Here is a 24727-nt window from a genome sequence, read left to right as displayed (position 1 = left end):
AAAAGGGCCTGCGGGCCCTTTTTTTGTATGGTTATTTCCCAGAGTAACGGCCGTAGCATAGCGCACCAAAGGCGGCAGTAACGCCGTGCAGAAGGGCACTGATCCATACCGCATTAATAGCAATCATCAAAATAGCCTCGCCCTGTGCGTCCTCGCTGTTTCCTGCAATTAAAAGCGCAAACAAGGCTGTGGCTAAACCGCGCGGACCAAACCAGCCGAAGAAGATCCTTGTCCTGGGTGGGAGGCCGGTACCTGTCAAAGATAGCCAGATAGCCAGTGGGCGGATGACGAAAAGGCTCGTCAAGATCAGAAGGAAAACGGGCAGGGTGAGGTTTTGCGCCGCCAAAGGTACAAGCGTAAGGCCAAGGAGGAAAAAGGCGGCCCAGCTCAGCATCTGTCCCTCACTTTCGGTGAAGTCATAGATAAACTGACATCGGCCTTTGACAATATTGCCAAATGCCAGGCCTGCGACAAAGGCCGCTATAAAACCGTTTCCGCCAAGCAGGGTCGCGCTCAGATAAGCTGCACCGGCTAATGCGAGGGTGCTGATCCCTTCATATGTGCTGGCGGTATATTTTCGCTCGTCTGCACGCAGGAAAAGCCAGCCACCAACGTAGCCAACTGCGCCACCTATTAGCGGCCCGAGCGTGAGCTGCATGGCGATGAAAGTGAACCAGTTGGTTGCCTCAGACGCAGGGGTGATTGCGGCCAGGCTCGCGAAAAGCAAGATGGCAGGCAATGCTAAGCCGTCGTTCATGCCGCTCTCAACGGACAGAGACTGACGTTCCATTTCAGGCACGCTGGGGTCGGTAATGACGGATTGCCCGAGTGCGGCATCTGTGGGGCCCAGTATGGCGGCAAGCAGTGCGAGGGCAAAAAGTGGCCAGTCTGGCAATAGTAGAAACGCACCACCTGTGCCGAGCAGGATGGCGAGCGGTAGCCCAATCAACAGCATGCGCAGCGGGACCGTTCGCTCCCTTATAAGTTCTGCAAGATCTACTTTCGCGGCGTCAAGAAACAGCAAGATTACAAGGGCAACTTCAGCAACCAGATGAAGCCCTTCTTGTGCGTTTTCTTTTGGGAGTAGATCGGTAAAAGAAAACAATGCTCCGAGCGCGAGGAAAAACATCGGCGGCGTAATCACCGTGGAAGAAAGTCGCTTCGCGATTAGCGCGAGAAAGATTGTGGCGACAGTGATGATCAGTAATCCAGTCAAGATAATGCCTTCCATAGCTTGCCGGGCATCGATAATCGGTTGATTTTTATGTTTTGTCGAGGGCAGGCTTCAGAGGAGGGCCCCTCGCATGAGGCGAAGCGTGGCAGGAAACAGAGAAAGGACTAGTCTTGTGAACCTGGGAGCATTTTCACTTAGTCTTAACGTGAAAGACATCGCTGCATCTGAGGCTTTCTATGAAAAACTTGGATTTACCGTCATGGGTGGTGATCGTGATCAAGGATGGTTGATCATGAAAGGCCCCACCTGTGTGCTTGGGTTGTTTCAGGGCATGTTTGATAAAAACATGATGACCTTCAATCCCGGCTGGGACAGTAGTGCAGAGCCGCTTGATGATTTCACTGATGTTCGCGACATTCAGCGGGCGCTCAAAAAGGCAGGGGTGCCGCTTGTGACTGAAGCGGATGAAAACACCAGTGGTCCGGCGAGCTTCATGGTGACAGACCCTGACGGCAACCCGATACTGATTGACCAGCATCGGTAGTGGGCGCGCAAAAGGCAGATACGAGAGCTACCTTCTGCGCGCAGAAACCTATGCCGAGAAGGTCACGGGAATAGAAGCGCCTGAAATACAGCGCGCTTTGCTGGACGTGAGGAAAGCGATCACATCTGAAATGGCTTCCGGCGTTGTCCATTCGCTATAGTCCGCGTCCGGCATATCCGCACGGTTCTTTGGGGTGTCGATAATGCGGGGGAGCACTGCGTTTACCCGGATTTTTTGGCCGGATAGCTCATCCGCAAGGCTTTCGGTCAGCGCCCGCACGGCAGCCTTGGAGGCCGCATAAGCGCCCATGCCGCGTACCGCAGGCATGGCAGCAGCTGCGCCAATATAAACCACAGATCCACCATCAGCGAAGGATGGCAATAACGCCTGTGTGGTGTTCAGGGCGGTCATCAGGTTGATGTCATACATGCGTTGCCAAGTGGCTGGTGAGCCGTCCTTGATTTCCTCCCAGGCGAAAGTGCCTGCGATATGCACTAAGGCATCCACTGTTTTAAATTTATCATGAATGGCGGCAGCAGCCTTCTTCGTGGCCTCCATATCCGTGAGATCATATCCGCCCAGATACTTCACATCCTCCGGGAGACTAGCGGGCCGCGCCTTCGCTGCATCAAGTGCAATAACATTGTTTTTGGGGGTGTTCAGGGCGTCAATGGCGGCGGTGCCAAGCGCACCGGCGGCTCCGGTGATAACAATATTCTTCATCGATCAAACTTCCTTGCCTGTTGGGTCTGCCACAACGTGGATAAATCGCTTCCACTTGTTTAGCGAGATTTATCTCTCGGATCGAGAGGTCAATGGCAATTTTACCATAGACGGATGACCTGTTCAGTGATGTTTGGCATTGCGATGGCCTGTCGACAACCACAAAAATTGCTCGGTTAGCGACGTGTTATGCCTTAGGGCGCGGCAGCCCTTTCCCATGATTTCCCAAATTTCTGGATTCCGCGAAGGCGGGGAAGAGAGTGAAGAAAAAGTGAGAACATATAGGAAACATATGTTCATATCTATTTGATTTAAAAGAAATAAATGTCTTGTCAGGCTAAAATTTCCTATACATAAAAAGTCACTAAGGCCCATACAGACCCATTGACCACCCATTAAAAACCATGATATCCCAAATATGTTCAGAAGACGTTCTGAATGCCTGTGCTTTGTTTGGCGGCAAAGAATGGGGGGAGAACAATCGGGGGCTTGTTGGGCAATGGCATTTTTCCTGTCCACATTCACAAACAAGGTAGACAAGAAAGGGCGGGTCTCTGTCCCAGCCTCTTTTCGTCAAGCCGTATCCTCCAGTCACTTCCCCGGTATTGTCGTTTACCGACCTCTGAATTTCCCCTGTATCGAAGGCGCAGACCTCACTTTCCTTGAGCAATTGTCTGACCGGCTCTACGGCGATTTTGGACCTTTCAATCCCGACCAAATGTCCGTCGCCACCGCCATTCTCGCTGGTTCCAGTCAGCTTGCTTTTGACCCTGAAGGTCGCGTGATGCTGCCTGCTGAAATGCGTGCGGCGGCAGGTGTCGATACCCACGCCACATTTGTTGGGCTTGGTCGCAAGTTCCAAATCTGGGGAGCTGACGCCTACCAAGAGCATCTCAAAGACCAGTTGGAGCAAGCCGCTGAAGCCGCGCCGAAGCTGCCGCCATTTGGTGGTGGAGGGCAGGCATGATGAGCAAGGGCGATATCCAAGCCGCTGAGGCTACTGGCCGGCACATTCCCGTTCTTCTTGATGAGGTAGTAAGTGCGCTGGAGCCTAGCTCAGGTGAAGCTTATGTCGACGGTACCTTTGGGGCGGGTGGTTATACCCGTGCCGTGCTGGGTAATGCCGATTGCAGGGTTATCGCGATTGATCGCGATCCGGATGCCATCACGCGCTCCAGCACGCTAAAGGCGGAGTTTGGCGATAAGTTTCAAATTCTGGAAGGCTGTTTTGGTGACATGGCGTCGCTGTTGCCTGATGCGGGTGTTGATGCAGTTCATGGCGTGATGCTTGATATCGGCGTTTCCAGCTTTCAGCTTGATGAAGCCGAGCGCGGTTTTTCTTTCATGGCAGATGGCCCCTTGGACATGCGCATGGGGCGGGCTGGTGAAAGTGCGGCTGACGTCGTCAATACATATGGCGAGGAAGAGCTTGCTGACATTATTTATAACTACGGCGAAGAGCGGAAGTCTCGCCGCGTTGCTGCGGCAATTGTAAAAGATCGCGTGACAACACCGTTTGAGCGCACCAAACAGCTTGCCGATATGATTGAGCGCGTGCTGGGCCGTCCGCCGGTGCGAAAAGGCCAGCGAGCAGTTCACCCTGCAACGCGTACATTCCAAGCGCTTCGTATTCATGTGAATGATGAGCTCGGTGAGTTGCGCCGCGGCCTCGAGGGAGCAGAGGCATTGCTTTCCGAGGGTGGGCGTCTGGTTGTGGTGAGTTTCCACTCACTCGAAGACCGTATCGTTAAAAACTTTATGGCGGAACGAAGCGGCATGCAGGCCGGCGGCAGTCGGCACATGCCCGGCCCTGTGAGCGCGGGGCCTGCGCCAAGTTTCAAATTGAAGAACAAGGGAGCCGTGAAGCCGGGTGAGGAAGAGGTGGGCCGTAATCCGCGTTCTCGTTCTTCCCGGCTTCGCGTAGCAATCCGCACTAGCGCGCCCGCGTGGGCACCTTCCAAAGACGGGAGGCGTTGATGCGGCGGCTTTTCACTATCCTCGCAGCGGTAACCGCACTTTTTGCAGGCGCTGCTGTGTTGCAGCTCAAGCTCGCTGTGCAGGAAAAGGCAGATGAGGTCAAGGCGCTCGCGAACCAGATCCACGAAGATCGGGAAGCGATCCGTGTGCTGGAAGCCGAGTGGGCGTATCTCACCACGCCGCGGGCGTTGCAGGAGAAATCTATCCGCTTTCTCGCGCTGATGCCGCCGGCGGCAGAACAAATACTCAGTGAGCCTGACCGTATTCCGTTCCGCCCGCGCGGCGTTGAAGCGGAGGAGGACCCCGGTGTGCTTCTGCCAACAGCCGCTAGGGGCAAATCGACAGATCAACCGAACAAGCCGGATAAAGAGAAAGGACCCACGCTGTGAGAACGGCATCAACATACGCAGGGCTGTCCATGGAAGGGCGGCATAAGAGTGCGCTTGAAGTAGCCCGCAACCGATTGATGGTTGCGGTTTTGCTGTTTTTTGCCGCTTTTGTGGTGATGATGATTCGTACCGTTGAGCTGGGCCTTTCAACGCCGGAGCAGACACAGGTTGCGGCGCGGCATATCGTGGTGCCACCGGTGACGATTGCGCGCGCTGATATCCTTGATCGGAACGGTGAGGTGCTGGCGACAAACCTTCAGAGCGCATCGCTTTATGCTAATCCGCAGGATATCAAGGATGCGCATGAAGCTGCCATGAAGCTTGTATCCGTGTTGCCCGACCTTTCGCTCGCTGACGTTGAGGAAAAGCTCAGCTCGGGACGTCGGTTTGTATGGCTGAAGCGCAAGCTTTCGCCGCGCGAAAAATGGCAGGTTAACGCACTTGGTATCCCTGCGTTCCAGTTCCAAGCTGAAGAGGAGCGGGTATACCCCCACGGGCGCCTTGCAGCTCACGCGCTTGGTTTTGTGGATGTTGACGGCAAAGGCCTTGGTGGTGTTGAGCGGTACTTTGATGATCGCCTCGCTGACAGAACAATGACTGATCAGCCCATCAAGCTGGCGCTTGATACTCGCGTGCAGTATGCGCTGACCGACGAGCTTGAAGCAGCGATGAGCGCGCATCAGGCGCTGGGTGCGGCAGGCCTTGTGATGGATGTGGCAACTGGTGAAGTTGTGGCCATGGTGTCGTTGCCGGACTTTGACCCTAATAGTGTCCGTGGTAGTGCGGGGCAAGAGCGCTTCAACCGGGTAACCCAGGGTGTGTATGAGCTTGGCTCCACCTTCAAGACCTTCACGTTTGCGGCAGCGCTTGATCAAGGTGTGGCGTCGCTTGAGGACGGTTACGATGCAACCAAGCCCCTTCGCATCGCACGGTTCACCATTAGCGACGATCACCCGAAATCGCGCTACCTGACGCTACCTGAGATTTTTGCCTATTCCAGCAATATCGGCACCGCACAAATGGCACTTGATCTCGGCTCCGACAAGCAGCAGGTGTTCCTGTCAGAAATCGGGCTGTTGCAGCCAGCAACCATTGAGCTTCCGGAAGTTGGGTCGCCCCTGTTCCCAGATACTTGGCGCAAGGTTTCAACCATGACAATTTCTTATGGTCATGGCATTGCAGTGAGCCCGCTGCAACTTGCGAGCGGAATATCAGCGATGGTCAATGGTGGGCGACTTAATGCCGCCACACTTGTTGATAATCCTGAGGCTTGGACTAATGGTAAGCAGGTTATCTCAGCGGCTACGAGCCGCAAAATCCGTCAATTGCTACGCCTGGCCGTCACCAAAGGTACTGGTGGGCGCGCTGATGCGGTCGGGTATCGCGTTGGCGGCAAAACGGGCACAGCCGAAAAGGCTGTCGCAGGCGGGTATGACACACGCGCGCTGATTTCCTCTTTTGTGGGTATTTATCCAATGGATGACCCACGTTATGTGGTTTTTGCGCTGCTGGATGAGCCGCGTGGTACCAAAGAAACCTTTGGTTTCCGCGCAGGAGGCTGGGTCGCAGCGCCTGTGGTGAAGAATGTAATTCTGCGCACTGCACCCCTATTGGGTGTGGCGCCAAAACGAGAAGACGACGGTCTGTATCAGAACGTCGCCATGATGATTGAGAAGTAAGGGATAGAGTTACCGCAAATGACGGTCACACTTGCACAGCTTCTGGGTGGTTCTAACGTCTCTGGAGATATTGTTATCTCCGGCATGACGGTTGATAGCCGGGCCGTGAAGAAGGGTGACCTTTTTGTGGCGCTGCCCGGCACAAAGCAAGATGGCCGTGCCTATATTGCTGACGCCATCAAGGCAGGGGCATGCGCTGTTCTCACCACGGAAGGGTATAGTGATGCGAAAGTGGGTGTGCCGTTTATTGGTGACGTAAATCCGCGTAGGCGATATGCGCAGCTGGCGGCGCGCTTTTGTGGGGCTCAACCCGAAGTGCAGGTTGCTGTTACCGGAACAAATGGCAAAACATCGGTCGCTGATTTTGCCCGCCAGCTTTGGCAGAAAATTGGGGTGCACGCAGCAAGTATGGGCACGCTCGGTGTCCGCTCAGAGCGGTATTCCGAGCCGGGCGGCCTGACCACGCCAGACCCACTCGCACTTCATAAAGCACTTAATATGCTTGCTATTAAAGGTGTTGACCATGTCGCCGTGGAGGCTTCCAGCCATGGGCTTGATCAATACAGGCTTGACGGCATGCGCCTGCAGGCTGCGGCATTTACCAATCTCACTCGTGATCATCTGGATTATCACCGTACCGAGCAAGGCTACTTCTATGCCAAAGCGCGCCTGTTTGGTGACCTTCTAGGGCCACAAGGAACAGCGGTTATCAATACAGATGACCCCTGGGGGTGTATTCTTGAAGATATCGCGTGGGCGCGTGGGCAATCGCTCCTGACTGTTGGCAGCAATGCAGATGCCATGCTTCGGCTGGTGTCTCAGGAGGTTGCTCCTGACGGCCAGAAACTGCAGATGGAATTTTGTGGCTCAGCGTTTGAAGCTGATCTGCCACTTGTGGGTACCTTTCAAGCTTACAACGCACTTATGGCAGCAGGGCTGGTAATTGCCACAGGCAGCGCACCGGAGCAGGTGTTTGAGGCCCTTTCTGGCCTGCGGGGGGTGCCAGGGCGGATGGAGTTGGTTGGTAGTGTGGCCAAAGGTGGCAGCGTTTTTGTCGATTATGCCCATACGCCTGACGGCTTGCGCACGGTGTTGAATGCGGCACGGGCCCATAAGCCAAACAAACTCCATGTTGTGTTTGGCTGTGGTGGCGACCGGGACGCTGGCAAACGCCCGTTGATGGGAAAAATCGCCCATGATCTTGCAGATTATGTGTATGTAACCGACGACAATCCGCGCAGTGAAGATGCAGCGGAGATCAGGCGCCAGATTATGACAGCCTGTCCCGGTGCGACAGAAGTTGGGGATCGTCATGCAGCAATTCTTGCTGCGATGGTGGCGCTTGAGGCGGGTGATATGTTGATCGTGTCAGGCAAGGGGCATGAAGAGGGACAAATTATTGGCGACACGGTCGTGCCATTCTCGGACATCGGGACAGTTCGGGAAATTTTGGGCGATACGGCGGGCCAAGCGGGGGCTGGGGCGTGAATTTTAAAGAACCGTTATGGACATCGGCGGAACTGACAGCAACCTGCGGCGGCGCAGGTGCTCAGCCGTGGTATGCGGATGGCATTCAAATTGATAGCCGGGAAGTTTTGCCAGGTGACTTGTTTGTTGCACTTCCGGGTACACAGAAAAATGGGCATGCCTATGTGGCTGAAGCGTTTTCAAAAGGCGCGGTCGCTGCGATTGTAAGCGAAGATGTGCCCGGCAAAGACATTCCTGCGCTTAAGCTCGTGCATGTGCCAGATACCATGCAGGCCTTGAGGTTGATGGCAGCGCAAGCGCGTGTGCGCGCACCCGTAAAAACAATCGCGGTGACAGGCAGCGCTGGTAAAACAAGCGTTGTGCAGGCACTTCGTCAGGCACTTGAGCGCACGGACGCAACTCACGCCAGCATCAAAAGTTTCAATAACCATGTAGGTGTGCCGCTATCGCTCGCGCGGATGCCGCGTCAGGCTCGTTTCGGTGTGTTTGAGATTGGCATGAGTGGGCCGGGCGAGGTCAGGGGCGGCGCCATGCTTGTAAAGCCTGATGTAGCAGTGGTGACGGCAGTTGGGGCGGCGCACGCGGGCCGGTTTGGTAGAATTTTTGAAATTGCAAAGGCAAAATCAGAGATATTTGAAGGCCTTAAGCCTGACGGTGTTGCTATCTTCGGGGTTGACCATGAATGGGCGGGTAACCTTATGGATGCAGTTAAGGCATCCGGGCATGAGCGTTTAACCGTGTCGGTGACAGGGGAGGCCGATGTGCGTCCGCTCCGTATTACTGAGCACGGCAATTGCACCTGCCTCACAGCAGATGTCGCGGGCACGACTATCACATACAAGATCGGTCAGCCTGGGCGCGAATGGGTGCTCAACAGTCTTCTGGTACTTGCTGCAGTGAAAGCTGTAGAAGGTGACCTTGGGCATGCGGCGCTCGCCCTCGCGAAGCTTGAGGCGGAACCCGGTCGTGGCAGGCAGCACCTGCTTACTTTACCACACGCAACAGTAACTCTGATCGATGATAGCTATAATGCTAACCCATTGAGCCTGAAGGCTGCCCTCCGCCGGTTATCGTTAACGCCGACAAAGAAGTTCGGCAGGCGTATCGCGGTTCTGGCGGACATGCGGGAACTTGGCGCGCGCAGCAATGAATTGCACATGAAACTCGCCGATGATTTGAAGAGATTTGGTGTGGATAAGGTTATCGCTTTTGGTCCGCAGATGAATGAGGTGGGTAAGGTCGCTGGCATCAGCACTGAACGTTGGCATAAAGACGACGATAGTGCCCTTAGGCTCGCGGAAACCTTGCGTGACGGTGACGCGGTTATCGTCAAAGGGGCGAACAGTGCAGGCTTGGGCGACATTGTGCGTGGATTATTAAGGGTTAATGCGGCCGAACGGGCTGAGGACGCCAATAACAAGTTGGGAGTAAGCTATGCTTTATAATCTTTTGGCGCCACTTGCAGACCAATATGGCATCTTTAACCTGTTTAAATATCTTACGTTTCGCACCGGCGGCGCTGTGCTTACCTCACTCATTATCTGCTTCATTTTCGGGCCGATGATCATTCGGTGGTTGAAGGCCAAACAGAAAATGGGTCAGCCAATTCGCGAGGACGGACCGCAAAGCCACATCGTAAGCAAAGCGGGTACACCCACTATGGGTGGTTTCATGATCTTGCTGGGGCTTGGGGTTTCCACTTTCTTGTGGGCGGATCTCTCAAACGTTTATATCTGGGCTGTGATGATCGTGACGCTTGGTTTTGGCGCTATCGGTTTTGTTGATGATTACCTCAAGGTAACCAAACGTACGTCTGACGGTGTGTCTGGCAAAATTCGCCTGCTACTTGAGTTCGCGATTGCCGGTTTTGCCGCTTGGCTGGTTTCAGACCTCAATGGCACGACGTTGGCTCTGCCGTTTGCGAAAAACCTGCTTGTTGAGCTGGGCTTTCTCTACATCCCCTTTGCCATGTTGGTGGTTGTTTGGGCTGGTAATGCGGTGAACCTGACAGATGGTCTCGATGGTCTGGCAACGGTGCCCGTGATTATTGCGGCGGGCGCGTTTGGCTTTATCGCCTACCTCGTGGGTAGTTCGGTTTATAGCTCCTACCTTGGTGTGACGTATGTCGCTGGGTCAGGTGAGCTTGCGGTACTTGCCGGTGCCATGATTGGCGCAGGGCTGGGCTTCCTCTGGTTCAATGCGCCGCCCGCAATGGTGTTCATGGGTGATACCGGCTCGCTCGCACTCGGCGGGGCACTTGGCACCATGGCGATTGTAACCAAACATGAGATTGCCCTTGGTATTATTGGTGGCCTTTTCTGGCTCGAGACAATTTCGGTGATCGTGCAGGTGCTGTCCTTCAAGCTGACAGGCAAGCGGGTTTTCCGCATGGCACCACTTCACCATCACTATGAGCAAAAAGGCTGGGCTGAGCCCACCATCGTGATCCGTTTCTGGATCATTGCAGTCATTCTGGCCCTTGTGGGCTTGGCTACATTGAAGTTGAGGTAGAAAGCGTTGATCACCGCATCAGCATATAAAGGTAAGAAGGTCGGAGTTTTTGGTCTTGCGCGTACTGGCGTGGCGGCCGTACAGGCGCTTGAAGCATCTGGCGCTGACGTTCTCGCGTGGGACGATGTGCCGGAGCGCCGGGCGGCGGTTGGTGCATACTCACATGACCTCTATGAAGCTGATATGCATAGCCTTGATGCGGTGATGCTGGCACCTGGTGTTCCGCTTAATTTCCCTGCGCCTCACGCCATTGTGGTTCGGTGTCGCGAGGCTGGCACACCGCTCATTAGCGACTTTGATTTTTTTGAGAAAGCGCGCACGGATATGGCCCCCCATAAGGTTGTGGCCATCACCGGCACGAACGGGAAATCTACCACCACAGCCCTTATTGGCCATGTTGTGGACGAGTGTGGTTTGCCAGCCGCAATTGGCGGCAACATAGGCAAAGGTATCTTGTCGCTTGATCTGCTACCCGAGGGCGGCGTTTATGTACTTGAGATGTCATCGTTCCAGTTGGACCTCACACAAAGCTTTAAGGCTGATATCGGAATTCTACTGAATATCACACCGGACCATCTGGATCGGCACGGTGATCTTGATGGATATGTGGCAGCCAAACAGCGGCTGTTTGAACAACAAGGGCCTGACGGTGTGGCCGTGATCAGTGTTGATGACAGCCATGGTGCTGCGATGGCGACTACTTATGCGGGGCATGTGGTGCCAATCTCCGTCGAAACGGCAGTCGCGGGCGGTGTATATGTTTTGGACGGAATGCTGACCGACGATATGGACGGTGAAGCTGTCGTTTGCGCAGATCTGCGGGAATGTGCCCCCATGCTGCTGGGCAGCCACAACTGGCAAAATGCAGCCGCCGCCTATGCCGCAGGCCGTAGCCTTGGGTTCAAGTTTGAGGATATTATTTCTGCATTCGGCTCTTTCCCCGGCTTGGCGCACAGGCAGGAAACCGTCGCCACCATCGACGGCATTCGGTATGTGAACGACAGCAAGGCTACCAACGTTGACGCCGCCTCGCGCGCCCTCAGGGCATTTGAGAATATTCACTGGATTGCGGGCGGCAGGCCGAAAGAAAAGAATTTCACGGCGCTTGCGGCCCTCATGGGTACAGTGAAGCATGCCTACCTGATTGGTGAAGCGGCTGATGCCATCGCGCATGACGTTGGCGGTGATGTAGACGTTGCCGATTGCCGTGATCTTGAACACGCTATCGAGTGTGCTCGGGCTAACGCGGTTGAAGGCGATGTTATATTGCTGTCACCGGCTTGCACGGCGTTTGACCAGTTTCGGGATTTTGAAAATCGAGGCGATGTATTCCGTTCCCTTGTGCTTGCGCGGACAGGAGAACGCTCATGATCGCGTTTTCCCGTACTGATAATTCCGTGCTTTCCCGCTGGTGGTGGACAGTTGATCGGTGGATGCTGGCTCTTATCCTCGTTCTGATCACTGTAGGTATTTGGCTGACCCTTACCGCAAGCCCCGCAGTTGCTGAACGGCTTGGCCTTGATGCGTTGCATTTCGTAAAGCGGCAAGCCTTCTTCCTGTGCGTGGCACTTGTGACGGTGTTGGGTATTTCCATGATGTCCACCACGATGGTGAGGCGGATGGCTATTCTTGGCTTTCCCGCGATGATTTTGCTGATGCTGCTGGCGCTGCTGGTTGGCCCCGAAATCAAGGGTGCGACACGTTGGCTGCAGATCGGCAGCTTCACGCTTCAACCTAGCGAGTTCATGAAGCCCTTTTTTATTGTCACGACCGCATGGGTTTTGTCCTCGCACTTCACCGACGAAAAAGTGCCTGCAAAAAGGGTTGCCTTCGGGCTTTATCTTCTTGTTGTGATGTTGCTCGTTTTGCAGCCCGACTTTGGTCAGACCATTCTGGTCAGTAGCGTATGGATGGCGCAAATGGCGCTTGCGGGCCTGCCGCTAATGTGGCTCACGCTCGCTGGTGTGGTTGGACTTCTGGGGCTTGGCCTTGGTTACGCGTTACTGCCCCACGTAGCTAGCCGGATAGACAGGTTTATATCTCCCGAAAGCGGGGATACTTATCAGACAGACAAGGCCATGCAGGCGTTCGAATCTGGCGGAATGTTGGGTAAAGGACCAGGAGAAGGCGCTGTAAAGTTACACCTGCCTGACGCGCACACGGATTATATCTTCGCTGTGGTTGGTGAAGAGTTCGGCGCCATCGCTTGTGTTATGCTGCTTATTCTGTTCGCTGGCCTTGTGGTGCGGGGCCTCGCACATCTTCTGGAGGAAGAAAATCCCTTCCGGTTGCTCGCGGCTGCTGGCCTCATCATGCAATTCGGCATGCAGGCGTTGATCAATATCGGTGTGAATTTGGCTATCTTGCCTTCAAAGGGCATGACATTGCCGTTTATCTCTTACGGTGGGTCGTCCATGCTTGCGTTGGCAATCGGTACTGGCATGGTGCTTGCGTTGACCAGAAGGAACCGTTTTATCAGGCCCGGCACCGATCCGTTGGGCTGGAGGGCCGCAGAGTGACAGAGGCACCCTATATCGTTTTGGCCGCGGGCGGCACCGGGGGGCATATGATGCCAGCCGAGGCTGTCGCTGACGTGCTGACGAGTCAGGGGTGCGAGGTTTTCCTGATTACCGATACGCGCGGCGATGCAATCAAGAACGCGATGGCCGACGCGAACCGATTAGTGCTTCAAACCAGCAGTCATATGGCCGGTGGTTTAATTGGCAAAGTTCGCGCTGCTCTTAGCATTATCAAAAGTACGATTCAGGTGCGGGGTCATTTCTCAAAACGTCGTCCTGACGTGGTGGTTGGCTTCGGTGGTTATCCTTCAATGCCAGCGGTTATTGCTGCGCGCCTCAAAGGAATTCCATACGTTTTGCATGAACAGAACGCGGTGCTGGGCCGTGTTAATCGTTTTATGGCAGAAGATGCCCGCGTGGTGGCACTGTCGCTTGAGAATAGCCAGCGTGTTCCCAAAGGCGCCTATACTGAGGTAACGGGCAACCCTGTGCGGCACTTGATCTCAAAACTCTCCAACATTGCCTATGCCGTGCCCTTCGGGTTTGGTGACATCCGCCTTTTGGTGATTGGAGGAAGCCAGGGCGCGCGTATCCTTTCAGATGTGGTGCCTGCGGCTGTGGCGGCCTTATCAGACGATATGAAGTCCCGGCTTGAAATCACACATCAAGCGCGGGAAGAAGATGTAGAGCGCGTGGTTGCAGCCTATACGGACGCGGGCGTGAAGCACCGGGTACAATCCTATTTTGATGATGTCGGGTCACTGTTGCTGCGTACACAGCTGGTGATCAGCCGCTCCGGCGCGTCGACTATCGCAGAGCTTTGTGCCATGGGGCGTCCTGCTATTCTGGTCCCCCTTGCGATCGCGGCTGACGACCACCAAAGCGTGAACGCGTCGGTGATCGAGGATGCCGGTGGTGGTTGGGTGATGAAAGAGCATGAGTTTACACCAGAGGCGCTCACAGAAAAATTAGGCTTCCTGCTGGCCGATCCATCGGCACTTAGGAACGCGTCAGACGGTATGCGGGAGATCGCATGCCTTGATGCTGCAGAGCGGCTTGCAGATATTGTAACGAGTATAGTGAAAGAGGAAAGAACGGCCCCATGAAAGGTATCCCGTTTGACATAGGTACGGTTCATTTTGTCGGCATTGGCGGTATTGGCATGTCGGGCATTGCTGAGGTGATGCATAACCTAGGCTATAGTGTACAGGGTTCCGACATCAGCGAAAACGCTAACGTAAAACGCCTGCAGGCGATGGGGATCGAGGTTAAAATCGGCCAGTGCGCTGAAAACCTTGGGGATAGTCAGGTTATTGTTGTGTCGTCCGCGATCCGGGCTGACAACCCTGAGGTTATGGCGGCTCGTGAAAAGGTTATTCCCGTTGTGCGCCGTGCGGAAATGCTGGCCGAACTGATGCGCCTCAAATGGTGTGTTTCAGTTGCAGGCACCCACGGTAAAACCACAACCACCTCCATGGTGGCCGCAGTTCTTGAGGCTGCCCATATTGACCCCACAGTTATCAACGGCGGCATCATTAATAGCTATGGCACCAACGCCCGCCTTGGTGAAGGTGACTGGATGGTGGTCGAGGCGGACGAAAGTGACGGCACTTTTGTCAAGCTTCCCGCAACCATCGCTGTGGTGACCAATATGGATGCCGAGCATCTCGATTTCTACGGCACGTTTGAGGCCGAGAAGGAAGCTTTCAAGGCATTTCTCGACCGCATTCCATTTTATGGTGCCGCGATCCTGTGCATTGACCACCCGGAAGTGCAGGGGCTTATCACCCATGTGCGGGGCCGCAAATTTATCACTTACGGGATGTCAGCCCAGGCAGATGTGCGGGCGGTGAATATGCGCTCGAAACACGGCACGGTTACATTTGATGTTGTGGTGCGCGCGCGCATCGCAGGCGAAGACCGCGCTATCGAGGCGGTTAGCCTGCCGATGCCAGGTATGCACAACGTACAGAACGCGCTTGCGGCAATTGCTGTTGGCCTAGAGATGAATGTGGACGATGCAACGCTCAAGGCGGCGTTTGCAGGCTTTGGCGGTGTGAAGCGTCGCTTCACGAAAACTGGTGAGGTTGGTGGTGTGACGATCATTGACGATTATGGCCATCACCCTGTGGAGATCGCGGCCGTATTGAAAGCTGCACGGGAGAGCTTTGACCGCCGCGTGATCGCTGTCGTGCAGCCGCACCGCTACACGAGGCTCAAAAGCCTATTTGAGGAATTCTGCACTTGCTTCAACGACGCCGATACGGTGATTGTGGCGCCTGTATATGAAGCAGGTGAAAAGCCTATCGAGGGCGCGGACAGAGATAGCCTGGTGGCTGGGCTTAAGGCTCATGGCCACAGACAGGTTGACGTAATCTATGGCGAGACGGACCTCGCAGAGGCCGTTCACCGGTATGCCGAGGCAGGCGACGTTGTCGTTTGTCTCGGCGCCGGCTCAATAAGCAAATGGGCTAATGACCTGCCCGCAGAGCTTGAGACGTTGGAGAGTGAACAATGATGATGGTCGCGACCAAACATTACGCTTTTATCGACCGGTTACCGCACGTGAGGGGCCGTCTTGTTGAAGATGCTCCGCTTGCGCGACTCAGTTGGTTCAAGACAGGTGGTCCGGCCGATGTTTTGTTCGAACCCGCAGATGAAGCTGATCTGGTAAACTTCCTGCGCCATGTGCCCGGCGATATTCCGCTGACGGTTATCGGTGTGGGTTCCAACCTTCTTGTTCGCGATGGTGGCATTGAAGGTGTTGTCATCCGACTTGGTCGTGCCTTTTCAGAGATTGAGATACGGGCTGATGTCGTGAAGGCAGGCGCCGCTGCCATGGACGTACATGTTGCGCGGGCTGCACAGAAAGCGGGCTTGGGTGGCCTCGAGTTCATGGTCGGTGTGCCGGGAACGGTTGGTGGTGCGCTTCGTATGAATGCCGGTGCTTACGGCCGGGAAATCAAGGATGTGCTTGTTCATGCCCATGCGGTTGACCGTTATGGGCATGTACATGAGTTGCGGGTTGACGATTTTGGCTATGGTTATCGTAAGAGTAAAGCACCGAAGGAGCTGATTTTCCTTCGGGCATCTTTCCATACCAAAATCCGTGAAGCAGACGATATTAAAGCCCGGATGGACGAAATTTCGGCCGAACGGCAGGAGAGCCAGCCGATTGGTACTCGTACCGGCGGCAGCACCTTTAAAAACCCGGAGGGCAAAAAAGCCTGGCAGCTTATCGACGATGCCGGATGCCGTGGCATGCGTATCGGTGATGCGCAGATCTCAGAGAAACACTGCAACTTTCTCATCAACCATGGTGGCGCTACGGCGAGCGATATTGAGACACTGGGCGAGGCTGTACGTGACAAGGTCAAGGAAAAGACAGGTGTTGAGCTGGTGTGGGAAATTGCCATTCTTGGCCGCAAGGGTGATGGAGGCACTGTTTGATGCTGCAAACCCTTCGCCAGTACAGAATATTGCTTTTGAGTCTAGGACTGCTGACAGCGGCCAGCATTTACGGAACCCTGCTGGCCCCGAAAATTGAAGCGTGGGTGGTTGAGCGCACGCGCGATGCGGGATTTGTGCTCAATGACCTTGAGCTTGACGGTGTGGTACGTGCAAGCAGGGCAGAAGTGCTTGCGGCGCTTGATGTGGACAGTGGTGTGCCTCTGCTCTCGATTGATCTGGAGCGCATTCGCGCACAGCTTGAAATGCTGCCGTGGGTCAAAAAGGCTGAGGTAAGCCGGATACTGCCGGGTAAGCTAAAAATCAATATCACCGAGCGTGAGCCTTTTGCGCTTTGGCAGCAGGATGGCACCGTTCGGTTGATTGATGAAACAGGTCATGTGATTACCAAGCGTGGGCTTTCTGACTTCGCGCATCTTATTATGGTGGTTGGCCAAGGGGCAGACCAAAAAGCCGGTGATTTGCATGGTATGCTTGATAATGCACCAGCGCTTTCTGCGCGGATTAAAACAGCAGTATTTGTAAGCGAGAGACGCTGGGACCTTATTTTTGACAATGGAGTGCGGGTCAAATTACCTGAGGGCGCGCCCGCTCAATATGACGCTCAAGCAGCATGGCAAAAATTTGCCACTTTGCAGGGTGAGTATCGCTTGCTTGAACGGGAGGTGAGTGTCATTGATATGCGCCTGCCAGACCGCATGGTTCTTAGGGTTTCGCCAGAAGGTCGCCGTATTATGGACGGCACCGGCTGGGCAACATGAAGTATTGAGTAGCAAAACATGAAAACGATCAATGGCACACCTGAAGGACTTATCGCAGCGCTGGACGTTGGTTCAGCAAAGGTGGCTTGTCTGATCGCTGAATTTGATGGTGCAGGGCATATCCATGTTCGTGGTGTCGGTAATCGCGCCAACGAAGGTGGTGTTTCGTCTGGCGCCATCGTTGATATGGAGGCGACGGAAAAGGCGATCCGCGCCTCGGTCGATCAGGCCGAAAAAATGGCAGGCGCAACTGTCTCTGATGTTTACCTTACCTTCTCGGGCGGTGAGCCCAAGAGCCGGGTCGTGGAAGTAAATGTAGATATTGCTGGCCACGCTGTGAGCCAGGCCGATCTCGACAAGGCCGTGGCTCTTGCCAAGGATCAGGTGGATTTCGCGGAAGATGGCCTTCTGCATGCGTTTCCAGCAGCCTACGCGGTGGACGGCAACTTTGGTGTCAAAGCTCCCATCGGCATGTACGGCAAGAAACTGAGTGTAGCGCTGCATGTAGTGACCGTATCAGCAGGGCCGCTCCAGAACCTACAGGCCTGCGTGCGCCGTGCGCACCTCAATGTGGCAGGCGCTGTGGTGACACCATTTGCCTCAGGGCTTTCGACACTAGTTGAAGATGAAGCCAAAATGGGTGCAGCCTGCATCGATATTGGCGCGGGCACGACCTCCATCGCGGTTTTTGCGCAAGGGGCACTTGTACACGCGGAAATCCTTCCTTTCGGCGGCGGACAGATCACCGAGCAGGTGGCGCGAAACCTCTTAACCCCATTTGAGCATGCGGAGCGCTTGAAAACCTTTAATGGTGCGGCGGTGGTGGATACAGCTGATGAGCGGCTTGAGATTGAAGTGCCTCAGGTAGGTGAAGACCGGGATGATGCGGTTATCCGCATGCCAAGAAGCGCTCTCACCAGCGTTATTCAGAAAGAATTGGAGTTACTGTTTGGTACGATTTCGGACCGGTTCGAGGCCTGCGGGTTTGCAGGTGTTGCCGGTCGCCGTGTGGTGCTGACAGGAGGGGTTGCGCAAGCTGAAGGCATTCGTGACCTCGCAAGTAAAATTATGGGACGTCAGGTACGTATCGGGCGCCCCGAGTTAGTACATGGCTTACCGCAAGCAGCACAGGCTCCGACATTTGCTGCAGCTGTAGGTTTGCTTATTTACGCCGCGAAGCGGCCAGTAGAAGACACAGTAAACACTAAAGGTAACAAAAAACGTACCCCACCTCCGGCAAGCGCACTCAGCCGCTTGTCGCGTTGGGTCAGGGACAATTTTTAACGGGCGGACCTGCAGCTGGTTTTGGCGTGCGGGGCAGGATACAAGGATCAAACGGAGGTACTGGGCAATGTCTATTGATTTTGGAAATACGGAACTGACCGAGCTGACACCAAAGATTGCAGTTATCGGTGTTGGTGGTGCGGGCTGTAACGCGGTCAACAACATGATCGAAGCACAGCTGCAGGGCGTTGACTTTATAGTCGCGAACACAGATGCGCAGGCGCTTGCAAACGCATCAGCCGACAATCGCATCCAGCTTGGTGTGCAGATCACCCAGGGTTTGGGTGCTGGGGCGCAGCCGAAAATTGGTGAAGCCGCGGCGGAAGAAGCTGTGGATATCATCGACAGCATGCTTGGTGGTTGCCATATGGCGTTCATTACCGCAGGCATGGGCGGCGGAACCGGCACAGGGGCAGCGCCGGTGATTGCACGCCGGGCGCGTGAAAAGGGCATCTTGACGGTCGGTGTTGTTACCAAGCCGTTCCAGTTTGAAGGCGGGCGCCGCATGAAAATTGCGGACGCGGGTATTCAGGAGCTTGCGCAGCACGTTGACACGCTGATCATCATCCCGAACCAGAACCTGTTCCGGGTGGCGAATGAGCGCACGACCTTCGCTGACGCCTTTAACATGGCGGATGAAGTTCTGCACTCTGGCGTGCGGGGTATTACCGACCTGATGGTAATGCCGGGCCTGATTAACCTCGATTTCGCCGATGTGCGCACCGTGATGTCTGAAATGGGCAAAGCGATGATGGGCACAGGCGAAGCAGAAGGCGAAACGCGTGCACGTGACGCGGCTGCTGCGGCGATCTCCAACCCGCTGCTTGAGGAAGCATCCCTTAAGGGGGCAAAAGGCGTTATCATCAACGTGACGGGCGGCATGGACATGACGCTCTATGAAGTTGATGAAGCGGTGAATATGGTGAGGGATCAGGTAGACCCTGACGCTCTTATCGTCTTCGGTTCCGCATTTAACCAGGACCTTGAAGGCCGCCTGCGCGTGTCTGTTGTTGCGACTGGTATTGAAGGTGGTGCTGGTAATGTGCAGATGCCCATGCCACGCCGGGAACGTATCGAAACACCGTCTGTAGCGGAAAGAAAACTGGCCGCCGCTGAAGAAAGTGCCGATCAGGCAAAAGCAGAAGACGCCATCACAGTTGCTGAAATGTCAGAACCTGAGGCAAAGGCAGAAGATACTGCTGATGACCTGATGAGCGCTTTGTCTTCTCTTCAGGAGGCTATTGAAGACCCGGAAGAAGCTGAGGGACCAAGAGAGGTAACCGAAGCTGAAAATGAAGCTGAAAATGCAGAGCGGGAAGAAGAACGTGCGGAAGTCGAAGAGACTTCTGTAGAGGATGACCTCGAGGCTCGTGCGGTCGCAGCTCAAGGCGATGATACCTTTATCGCTGACGCGCCGATGACGCCCAAGGCGAGCCAAGCATCTCTTGGCGAAGCCAACGCTTTCCAGGAAGCAGCTTACGCCAGCGGCACACCGGCAAAAACACAAACTCACACAGACGAAGAAGCATCTGACGCTGACGACGCGCAGCCACAGAAGCGTAGCTTGTTCCAGTTGATGACGGCAGGCCTTAGAAGCGGTGAAGCAGAAGCGCCTGTGGCACGTCAGGTTCCTTCCAATGACGCAGGTAAGGTTGAGCCAAAATTCGGCGGTGTGAATCCGGATGAGCGTCCAGCGTCGGTTAAGCCGACCAAGGACCAGCTTGAAATTCCAAGTTTTCTAAAGCGCCAGCAAAACTAGGCGCTAGAGTATAGACTATTAAAGCCGGGCTTCGACCCGGCTTTTCTTTTGCGCGTGCCAGGTGAGGTCGTTTATGAGCAGCCTACTTGCTCAACAGAGATCGAGCATATCTCCGGGTGACCATCACAGCAATCGTTAACAAGGTAGCTCATGAGGTCACGTGTACTGTCAACGTTGATGGAATAGATCACGCTGCGGCCATCTCGTTTTGCAACGATCAGATGAGCATTCGACAATATGTTCAGATGCGCGGAAAGCGTATTTTGTGGCACGCCAAGTTGTTTGGCGATATCCCCTGCCGCCATGCCGTCTTTCCCAAAACGCATGAGCAGGCGAAAAACCGCAAAACGTGTCGCCTGAGCGAGGGCGCTGAGTTGTGACACGGCGTTGTCATCGTTCATGGACAAGGGGCTCCGGGTGTCGGTTGGTCGTGTTTGCCATTGATAGCAACAGAGAGTCAGGATTTCCAGCGTTCGAGCGCGTTTTCATCCGTTTCTTTGGCGTCGACCCATACGGCGTCTGTACCCACATCTTCCTTTTTCCAGAAAGGCGCGCGGGATTTGAGGAAGTCCATCAGGAAATCTGCCGCTTCAAAAGCTGCCTGCCGATGCGCACTTAGGGTAATCACAAGAACGATATTGTCGGCGGGCTTGAGTGTGCCGAACCTGTGGATGACCCGGCAGCCCATAAGCGGCCAACGCTTTTCAGCCTCGCTAGCGATATTCTCAAGCTCACGTTCTGTCATGCCGGGATAATGTTCAAGTGTCATGCTGGCGAGTGAGCCACCAACATCTCGCACTGTGCCGGTGAATGTGACGATGGCGCCGATGTCAGTTCTGCTGCCTCTAATCGACGCAATCTCTGTATTGATGTCAAAATCTTCAGGTTGAACGGAAACCTTGGCCATATTAACCTCCGGTGACAGGAGGGAAGAAGGCGATTTCATCTGAATTTGTGACGTTATGGTCTGGTTTGACATGGACCTGATTGACGGCAATGCGAATGGCGTCCTGTTTCGCAAACGCGCGGGCGTAATTTTCGCCCCGTGTTGCCAGATGGTCGATCAAAGCCGAAACCGTAGTAACACCCTGCGGTAGGCTAAAGCTTTCTTCCGATTTGCCAATGGTTTCACGAACCCACGAGAAATAGAGTATCTGCGCCACGACTACACCATGTGCTTGAGGCCAGCCCGCAGATAGTCATAGCCAGTGTATAGTGTAAGTACTGCCGCAATCCACAGCGATATGATGCCAAGTTCTTGGGCAGGTAGGCTAAATTCCACAGCACCTTTTGACCAGACAAGCATACCCAGTGCGAGCATCTGCACTGTTGTTTTCCATTTCGCGAGCATGGACACAGGGACACTTACCTGCGCGCCGGCAAGAAATTCGCGAAGGCCCGATACCAGCAGTTCCCGGCACATGATGATGACGGCTGCTATTACATGCACGCCCGACACCCAGCCTGCGAATACGACCATGACAATCACTGCCGCTACCATCAGCTTGTCTGCGATAGGATCGAGAAACATGCCAATTTTTGAAACGGAACCAGTAGCGCGTGCCAGATAACCGTCAAAAAAGTCGGTGATGCCAGCAAGTGAGAAGGTCACAAACGCCACATGGCTGCCAAGTGGCTGTTCAAGAAAGAAGGACGCAACCAGAATAGGAATCACAAGGATACGTGACAGCGTCAAAATGTTCGGCAATGTCCACATGATTGTACCCTCGTTATGCTTGTGTCGCCACCATAACCCAATTGGCGGCCCGGTCAATCATAGCCATATGCCTTAGCTCTGAAAATGGTCGTATATTTGTTGAGCCATGGCACGAGAAATGCCTTCGACGCCCTCTAGGTCGCGTACATCAGCGCCTGTGATGGCTTTTACTGAGCCGAAATGATGCAGGAGCGCCTTTTTCCGTTTTGGCCCAATACCCGGTACGCCGTCGAGTGGAGATTTTTTGATGTCGCCCGCGCGTTTTGCGCGGTGGCTTCCGATCGCGAACCGGTGGGCTTCATCACGAAGGCGCTGGAGATAGTAGAGGACTGGATCGGTGAGCGGCAGCATAAAGCTTTCGCGGTCAGGCATGTGAAATTGTTCCCGCCCGGCATGCCGGTCTGGGCCCTTGGAAATTGCGACAACGGTTACGTCGTTTACGCCAAGATCATGCAGAATTTCCATAACCGAAGAGAGCTGTCCTTTGCCGCCATCAATCAGGAGAACATCCGGCCAATGGCCGCGCTCCTTGTCGGCGTCTTCCTTGATCAACCGTTTGAAGCGGCGTTCCATCACTTCCCGCATCATGCCGAAGTCATCCCCCGGGGTGAGGTCCTCCGACTTGATGTTGAATTTCCGGTATGCATTTTTCATCATGCCATCTGGCCCAGCCACAATCATGCCACCAACCGCGTTGGTGCCCTGAATATGGCTATTGTCATAAACTTCGATGCGTTTGGGTGGCTCGGCCATGTCGAACAGCTGGGCAACACCTTCAAGCAGTTTGGTCTGGCTCGCGCTTTCAGCGAGCTTTCTTTCAACCGCCTCCTTGGCGTTACGGATCGCCTCACGCATTACATCCGCCTTTTTGCCACGTTCGGGTACCGTTAGGGTCACCTTGCGGTCCATGCGCTCGCTTAGGGCCGCAGAGAGGAGAGCTTGGTCAGGCACTGCATGCGACAGAAGGACGAGGCGCGGGGCAGGTTTGTTGTCATAGAACTGGCTTATGAACGCCATCAATACGTCTTCGATGCCATCTGACTTGTCGTGTTTGGGGAAATAGGCCCGGTGGCCCCAGTTTTGCCCAGCCCGGAAAAAGAAGACCTGAATGCCGACCTGACCTCCGACCTCAGCTGCAGCGATGATATCTGCTTCGTCGACCATAGCATTGACCATGGTTTGATGGCTTTGAATGTGAGTAAGGGCGTTCAGCCTGTCCCGAAATATTGCGGCGATCTCGAACTCCAGATCGTCGCTGGCCTCCTGCATGGCCGTTGCAAACTTCTTCTGGATGCCTGATGTCCGCCCCTCAAGAAACGCGCGGGTCTCTGCCACCATATCGTTATATTCTGATTTTGAAACATGCCCGACGCACGGCCCACTGCAACGCTTGATCTGATACAGGAGGCAAGCACGTGTCCGTGTTTCCAGTGTATTGTCAGTGCAGGAGCGAAGCTGAAAGACCTTCTGCAAGGTGTTCAGCGTGCGGTTTACGGCAGAAGCGCTCGCGAACGGCCCATAATATTGACCTTTATGACGCCGTGCACCGCGATGTTTGCTGATCTGTGCCCATTCGTGATCCTCACGCAGCAATATATAGGGGAAGGACTTGTCGTCTTTCAGAAGCACGTTGAAGGGTGGCTTAAACCGTTTGATGAGTGATGCTTCGAGAAGAAGTGCCTCAGCCTCTGTGCGCGTTGTGACAAACACCATGGAGGTGGTGGCGGCTACCATTCTCATCAATCGTACGCTTAAACGGTTAGGTTGCGTATAGGCAACTATGCGCTTCTTGATGCTTTTGGCTTTGCCTACATAGAGAACGTCACCGTGCTTTGAAAGCATTCGGTACACACCTGGGGCCGTCGGCGCAGTTTTTATATGCGCTTTAATTGTCGCAATACCATTTTCGAGCGACGCCTCGGTCACGGATCATATTCCTTCTTCTGATCATCAACTTGTGCCGGATTGGTACAGAAGAATCAATGCGACAGTTTTATATATTGATTCGGAAAAAAGATTTCCACGTATCCTGTGGATAACCTTGTGGGAAAGTTCGATGTTGTGATTGCAACATCGCTGTAACACTAGGTTTTTTACGGATTGCACAATTTTTGAGCAATTTATCTAAGTCATTGATTTGTATAGGATTGATGGCGGTCAAGGTGAGATTTTTTTTAGGTTGTCCTTTGGCCGCTTGTCTAATGAAATGCATTATGGCAGCGGTTGATTCGGTGTGCACAACTTTGCGTTAAAACATGAGGCGAGCGCTGGGAAAAGCCAATTGTTACTAATTGGTTAAGCTTATTGGGCGTGCCTGTGACGTTCGATTTCCACACCAACACTTGCAGCGCCTTCGACGGCCTCAAGCTTCTCTACCTTCACCCTAGTGCCGATCACCCGGATGTCCTCCAGTGTCATCTGTGCGATTCTCTCGGCCAATGTCTCGACAAGATTTATGTGGCCTTCGGTGAGGATTTTTTGAATGCCAACTACGACGTCGTTGTAGCACACAACCTTTGATAGTTGATCTTCGTGGTGCTCACCGCCCTCAAGCACGGAGAGGTCTACACTGATGCGGATACGCTGGCGCGTATCTTTCTCGTGGTCCCATACACCAATTTTTGCCACGGTCTCATAGTCGCGCACAAAAACATGTCGCACCGAACGTGTGGCATCCGCATAAGGCATGTGGAGGATGTTGGTTTTGATCGTTGCATCATCGTGCGCCATGGCA

Annotated in this window: 24 protein-coding genes; 16 read left to right on the top strand and 8 right to left on the bottom strand. The window is 54.3% G+C overall.

Features of this window, described 5'->3' with window-relative positions:
* Positions 1-31 precede the first annotated feature (31 nt).
* A complete protein-coding gene (locus tag ACOOGA_RS03230) occupies positions 32-1216 on the bottom strand; it encodes a cation:proton antiporter (RefSeq protein WP_420429464.1) in 1185 nt (394 codons plus the stop codon).
* Positions 1217-1346: 130 nt separating this feature from the next.
* Between ACOOGA_RS03230 and ACOOGA_RS03225 the strand changes: the two genes are divergently transcribed.
* The gene (locus tag ACOOGA_RS03225) at positions 1347-1718 is read left to right on the top strand and encodes a VOC family protein (protein WP_420429462.1); all 372 of its coding nucleotides are present in this window, start codon (positions 1347-1349) and stop codon (positions 1716-1718) included.
* Positions 1719-1766: 48 nt separating this feature from the next.
* Here the strand turns inward: ACOOGA_RS03225 and ACOOGA_RS03220 are convergent, their stop codons facing one another.
* A complete protein-coding gene (locus ACOOGA_RS03220; protein WP_417460273.1) occupies positions 1767-2441 on the bottom strand; it encodes an SDR family NAD(P)-dependent oxidoreductase in 675 nt (224 codons plus the stop codon).
* A 499-nt stretch (positions 2442-2940) separates the two neighbouring features.
* Between ACOOGA_RS03220 and ACOOGA_RS03215 the strand changes: the two genes are divergently transcribed.
* The 15 genes from ACOOGA_RS03215 to ftsZ all read left to right on the top strand — a co-directional run bounded on the left by ACOOGA_RS03215 (position 2941) and on the right by ftsZ (position 20276).
* Positions 2941-3408, top strand: coding sequence for a division/cell wall cluster transcriptional repressor MraZ (locus tag ACOOGA_RS03215; protein ID WP_417460272.1), 468 nt, complete (start codon positions 2941-2943; stop codon positions 3406-3408).
* The gene (gene rsmH / locus ACOOGA_RS03210) at positions 3408-4418 is read left to right on the top strand and encodes a 16S rRNA (cytosine(1402)-N(4))-methyltransferase RsmH (protein ID WP_417460673.1); all 1011 of its coding nucleotides are present in this window, start codon (positions 3408-3410) and stop codon (positions 4416-4418) included. The genes ACOOGA_RS03215 and rsmH overlap by 1 nt, the downstream gene beginning before the upstream one ends.
* Complete coding sequence (ftsL, locus tag ACOOGA_RS03205; protein WP_417460271.1) at positions 4418-4807, top strand: cell division protein FtsL; 390 nt, start codon at positions 4418-4420, stop codon at positions 4805-4807. The genes rsmH and ftsL overlap by 1 nt, the downstream gene beginning before the upstream one ends.
* A complete protein-coding gene (locus ACOOGA_RS03200) occupies positions 4804-6486 on the top strand; it encodes a peptidoglycan D,D-transpeptidase FtsI family protein (RefSeq protein WP_417460270.1) in 1683 nt (560 codons plus the stop codon). The genes ftsL and ACOOGA_RS03200 overlap by 4 nt, the downstream gene beginning before the upstream one ends.
* An 18-nt stretch (positions 6487-6504) precedes the next feature.
* A complete protein-coding gene (locus tag ACOOGA_RS03195; RefSeq protein WP_417460269.1) occupies positions 6505-7974 on the top strand; it encodes a UDP-N-acetylmuramoyl-L-alanyl-D-glutamate--2,6-diaminopimelate ligase in 1470 nt (489 codons plus the stop codon).
* Positions 7971-9419, top strand: a complete 1449-nt coding sequence (locus tag ACOOGA_RS03190; RefSeq protein WP_417460268.1) for a UDP-N-acetylmuramoyl-tripeptide--D-alanyl-D-alanine ligase — start codon at positions 7971-7973, stop codon at positions 9417-9419. Before ACOOGA_RS03195 ends, ACOOGA_RS03190 begins: the two co-directional genes overlap by 4 nt.
* Positions 9409-10485, top strand: a complete 1077-nt coding sequence (gene mraY, locus ACOOGA_RS03185) for a phospho-N-acetylmuramoyl-pentapeptide-transferase (protein ID WP_417460267.1) — start codon at positions 9409-9411, stop codon at positions 10483-10485. The genes ACOOGA_RS03190 and mraY overlap by 11 nt, the downstream gene beginning before the upstream one ends.
* Positions 10486-10491: 6 nt before the next feature.
* Complete coding sequence (murD, locus tag ACOOGA_RS03180; RefSeq protein ID WP_417460266.1) at positions 10492-11856, top strand: UDP-N-acetylmuramoyl-L-alanine--D-glutamate ligase; 1365 nt, start codon at positions 10492-10494, stop codon at positions 11854-11856.
* Positions 11853-13004 carry a putative lipid II flippase FtsW gene (gene ftsW, locus ACOOGA_RS03175; protein ID WP_417460265.1) on the top strand — a complete coding sequence of 384 codons (1152 nt, stop codon included), beginning with the start codon at positions 11853-11855 and terminating at the stop codon, positions 13002-13004. Before murD ends, ftsW begins: the two co-directional genes overlap by 4 nt.
* Entirely contained in the window at positions 13001-14110 is a 1110-nt protein-coding gene (gene murG, locus ACOOGA_RS03170) for an undecaprenyldiphospho-muramoylpentapeptide beta-N-acetylglucosaminyltransferase (RefSeq protein ID WP_417460264.1), read from the top strand. Before ftsW ends, murG begins: the two co-directional genes overlap by 4 nt.
* On the top strand, positions 14107-15522 hold the full coding sequence (gene murC, locus ACOOGA_RS03165; protein ID WP_417460263.1) for a UDP-N-acetylmuramate--L-alanine ligase: 1416 nt from the start codon (positions 14107-14109) through the stop codon (positions 15520-15522). Before murG ends, murC begins: the two co-directional genes overlap by 4 nt.
* Positions 15522-16454: a UDP-N-acetylmuramate dehydrogenase gene (murB, locus tag ACOOGA_RS03160; protein ID WP_417460672.1), complete on the top strand. Its 933-nt coding sequence runs from the start codon at positions 15522-15524 to the stop codon at positions 16452-16454. The genes murC and murB overlap by 1 nt, the downstream gene beginning before the upstream one ends.
* Positions 16455-16489: 35 nt before the next feature.
* Positions 16490-17233 carry a cell division protein FtsQ/DivIB gene (locus tag ACOOGA_RS03155; RefSeq protein ID WP_417460262.1) on the top strand — a complete coding sequence of 248 codons (744 nt, stop codon included), beginning with the start codon at positions 16490-16492 and terminating at the stop codon, positions 17231-17233.
* A gap of 18 nt (positions 17234-17251) precedes the next feature.
* Entirely contained in the window at positions 17252-18517 is a 1266-nt protein-coding gene (gene ftsA / locus ACOOGA_RS03150) for a cell division protein FtsA (RefSeq protein WP_417460261.1), read from the top strand.
* 67 nt (positions 18518-18584) lie between these two features.
* Positions 18585-20276, top strand: coding sequence for a cell division protein FtsZ (gene ftsZ, locus ACOOGA_RS03145; protein ID WP_417460260.1), 1692 nt, complete (start codon positions 18585-18587; stop codon positions 20274-20276).
* Between the two features lie 71 nt (positions 20277-20347).
* Here the strand turns inward: ftsZ and ACOOGA_RS03140 are convergent, their stop codons facing one another.
* From ACOOGA_RS03140 to folB, 6 genes are all read right to left on the bottom strand, one after another.
* Complete coding sequence (locus ACOOGA_RS03140; protein WP_417460259.1) at positions 20348-20677, bottom strand: ArsR/SmtB family transcription factor; 330 nt, start codon at positions 20675-20677, stop codon at positions 20348-20350.
* A gap of 56 nt (positions 20678-20733) precedes the next feature.
* On the bottom strand, positions 20734-21183 hold the full coding sequence (locus ACOOGA_RS03135) for a molybdenum cofactor biosynthesis protein MoaE (protein WP_417460258.1): 450 nt from the start codon (positions 21181-21183) through the stop codon (positions 20734-20736).
* Between the two features lies 1 nt (position 21184).
* A complete protein-coding gene (moaD, locus tag ACOOGA_RS03130) occupies positions 21185-21439 on the bottom strand; it encodes a molybdopterin converting factor subunit 1 (RefSeq protein WP_417460257.1) in 255 nt (84 codons plus the stop codon).
* Positions 21440-21441: 2 nt separating this feature from the next.
* Entirely contained in the window at positions 21442-21993 is a 552-nt protein-coding gene (gene pgsA, locus ACOOGA_RS03125; protein ID WP_417460256.1) for a CDP-diacylglycerol--glycerol-3-phosphate 3-phosphatidyltransferase, read from the bottom strand.
* Between the two features lie 72 nt (positions 21994-22065).
* Positions 22066-23835, bottom strand: coding sequence for an excinuclease ABC subunit UvrC (uvrC, locus tag ACOOGA_RS03120; RefSeq protein WP_420429460.1), 1770 nt, complete (start codon positions 23833-23835; stop codon positions 22066-22068).
* A gap of 459 nt (positions 23836-24294) precedes the next feature.
* The gene (gene folB, locus ACOOGA_RS03115; protein WP_417460254.1) at positions 24295-24723 is read right to left on the bottom strand and encodes a dihydroneopterin aldolase; all 429 of its coding nucleotides are present in this window, start codon (positions 24721-24723) and stop codon (positions 24295-24297) included.
* Positions 24724-24727: the final 4 nt, after the last annotated feature.

It is taken from the genome of Kordiimonas sp. (genome assembly GCF_965216265.1).
GTDB lineage: Bacteria > Pseudomonadota > Alphaproteobacteria > Sphingomonadales > Kordiimonadaceae > Kordiimonas.
Note: the sequence above shows the minus strand (reverse complement) of the source record. Positions and strands in the feature narration are given on the sequence as shown.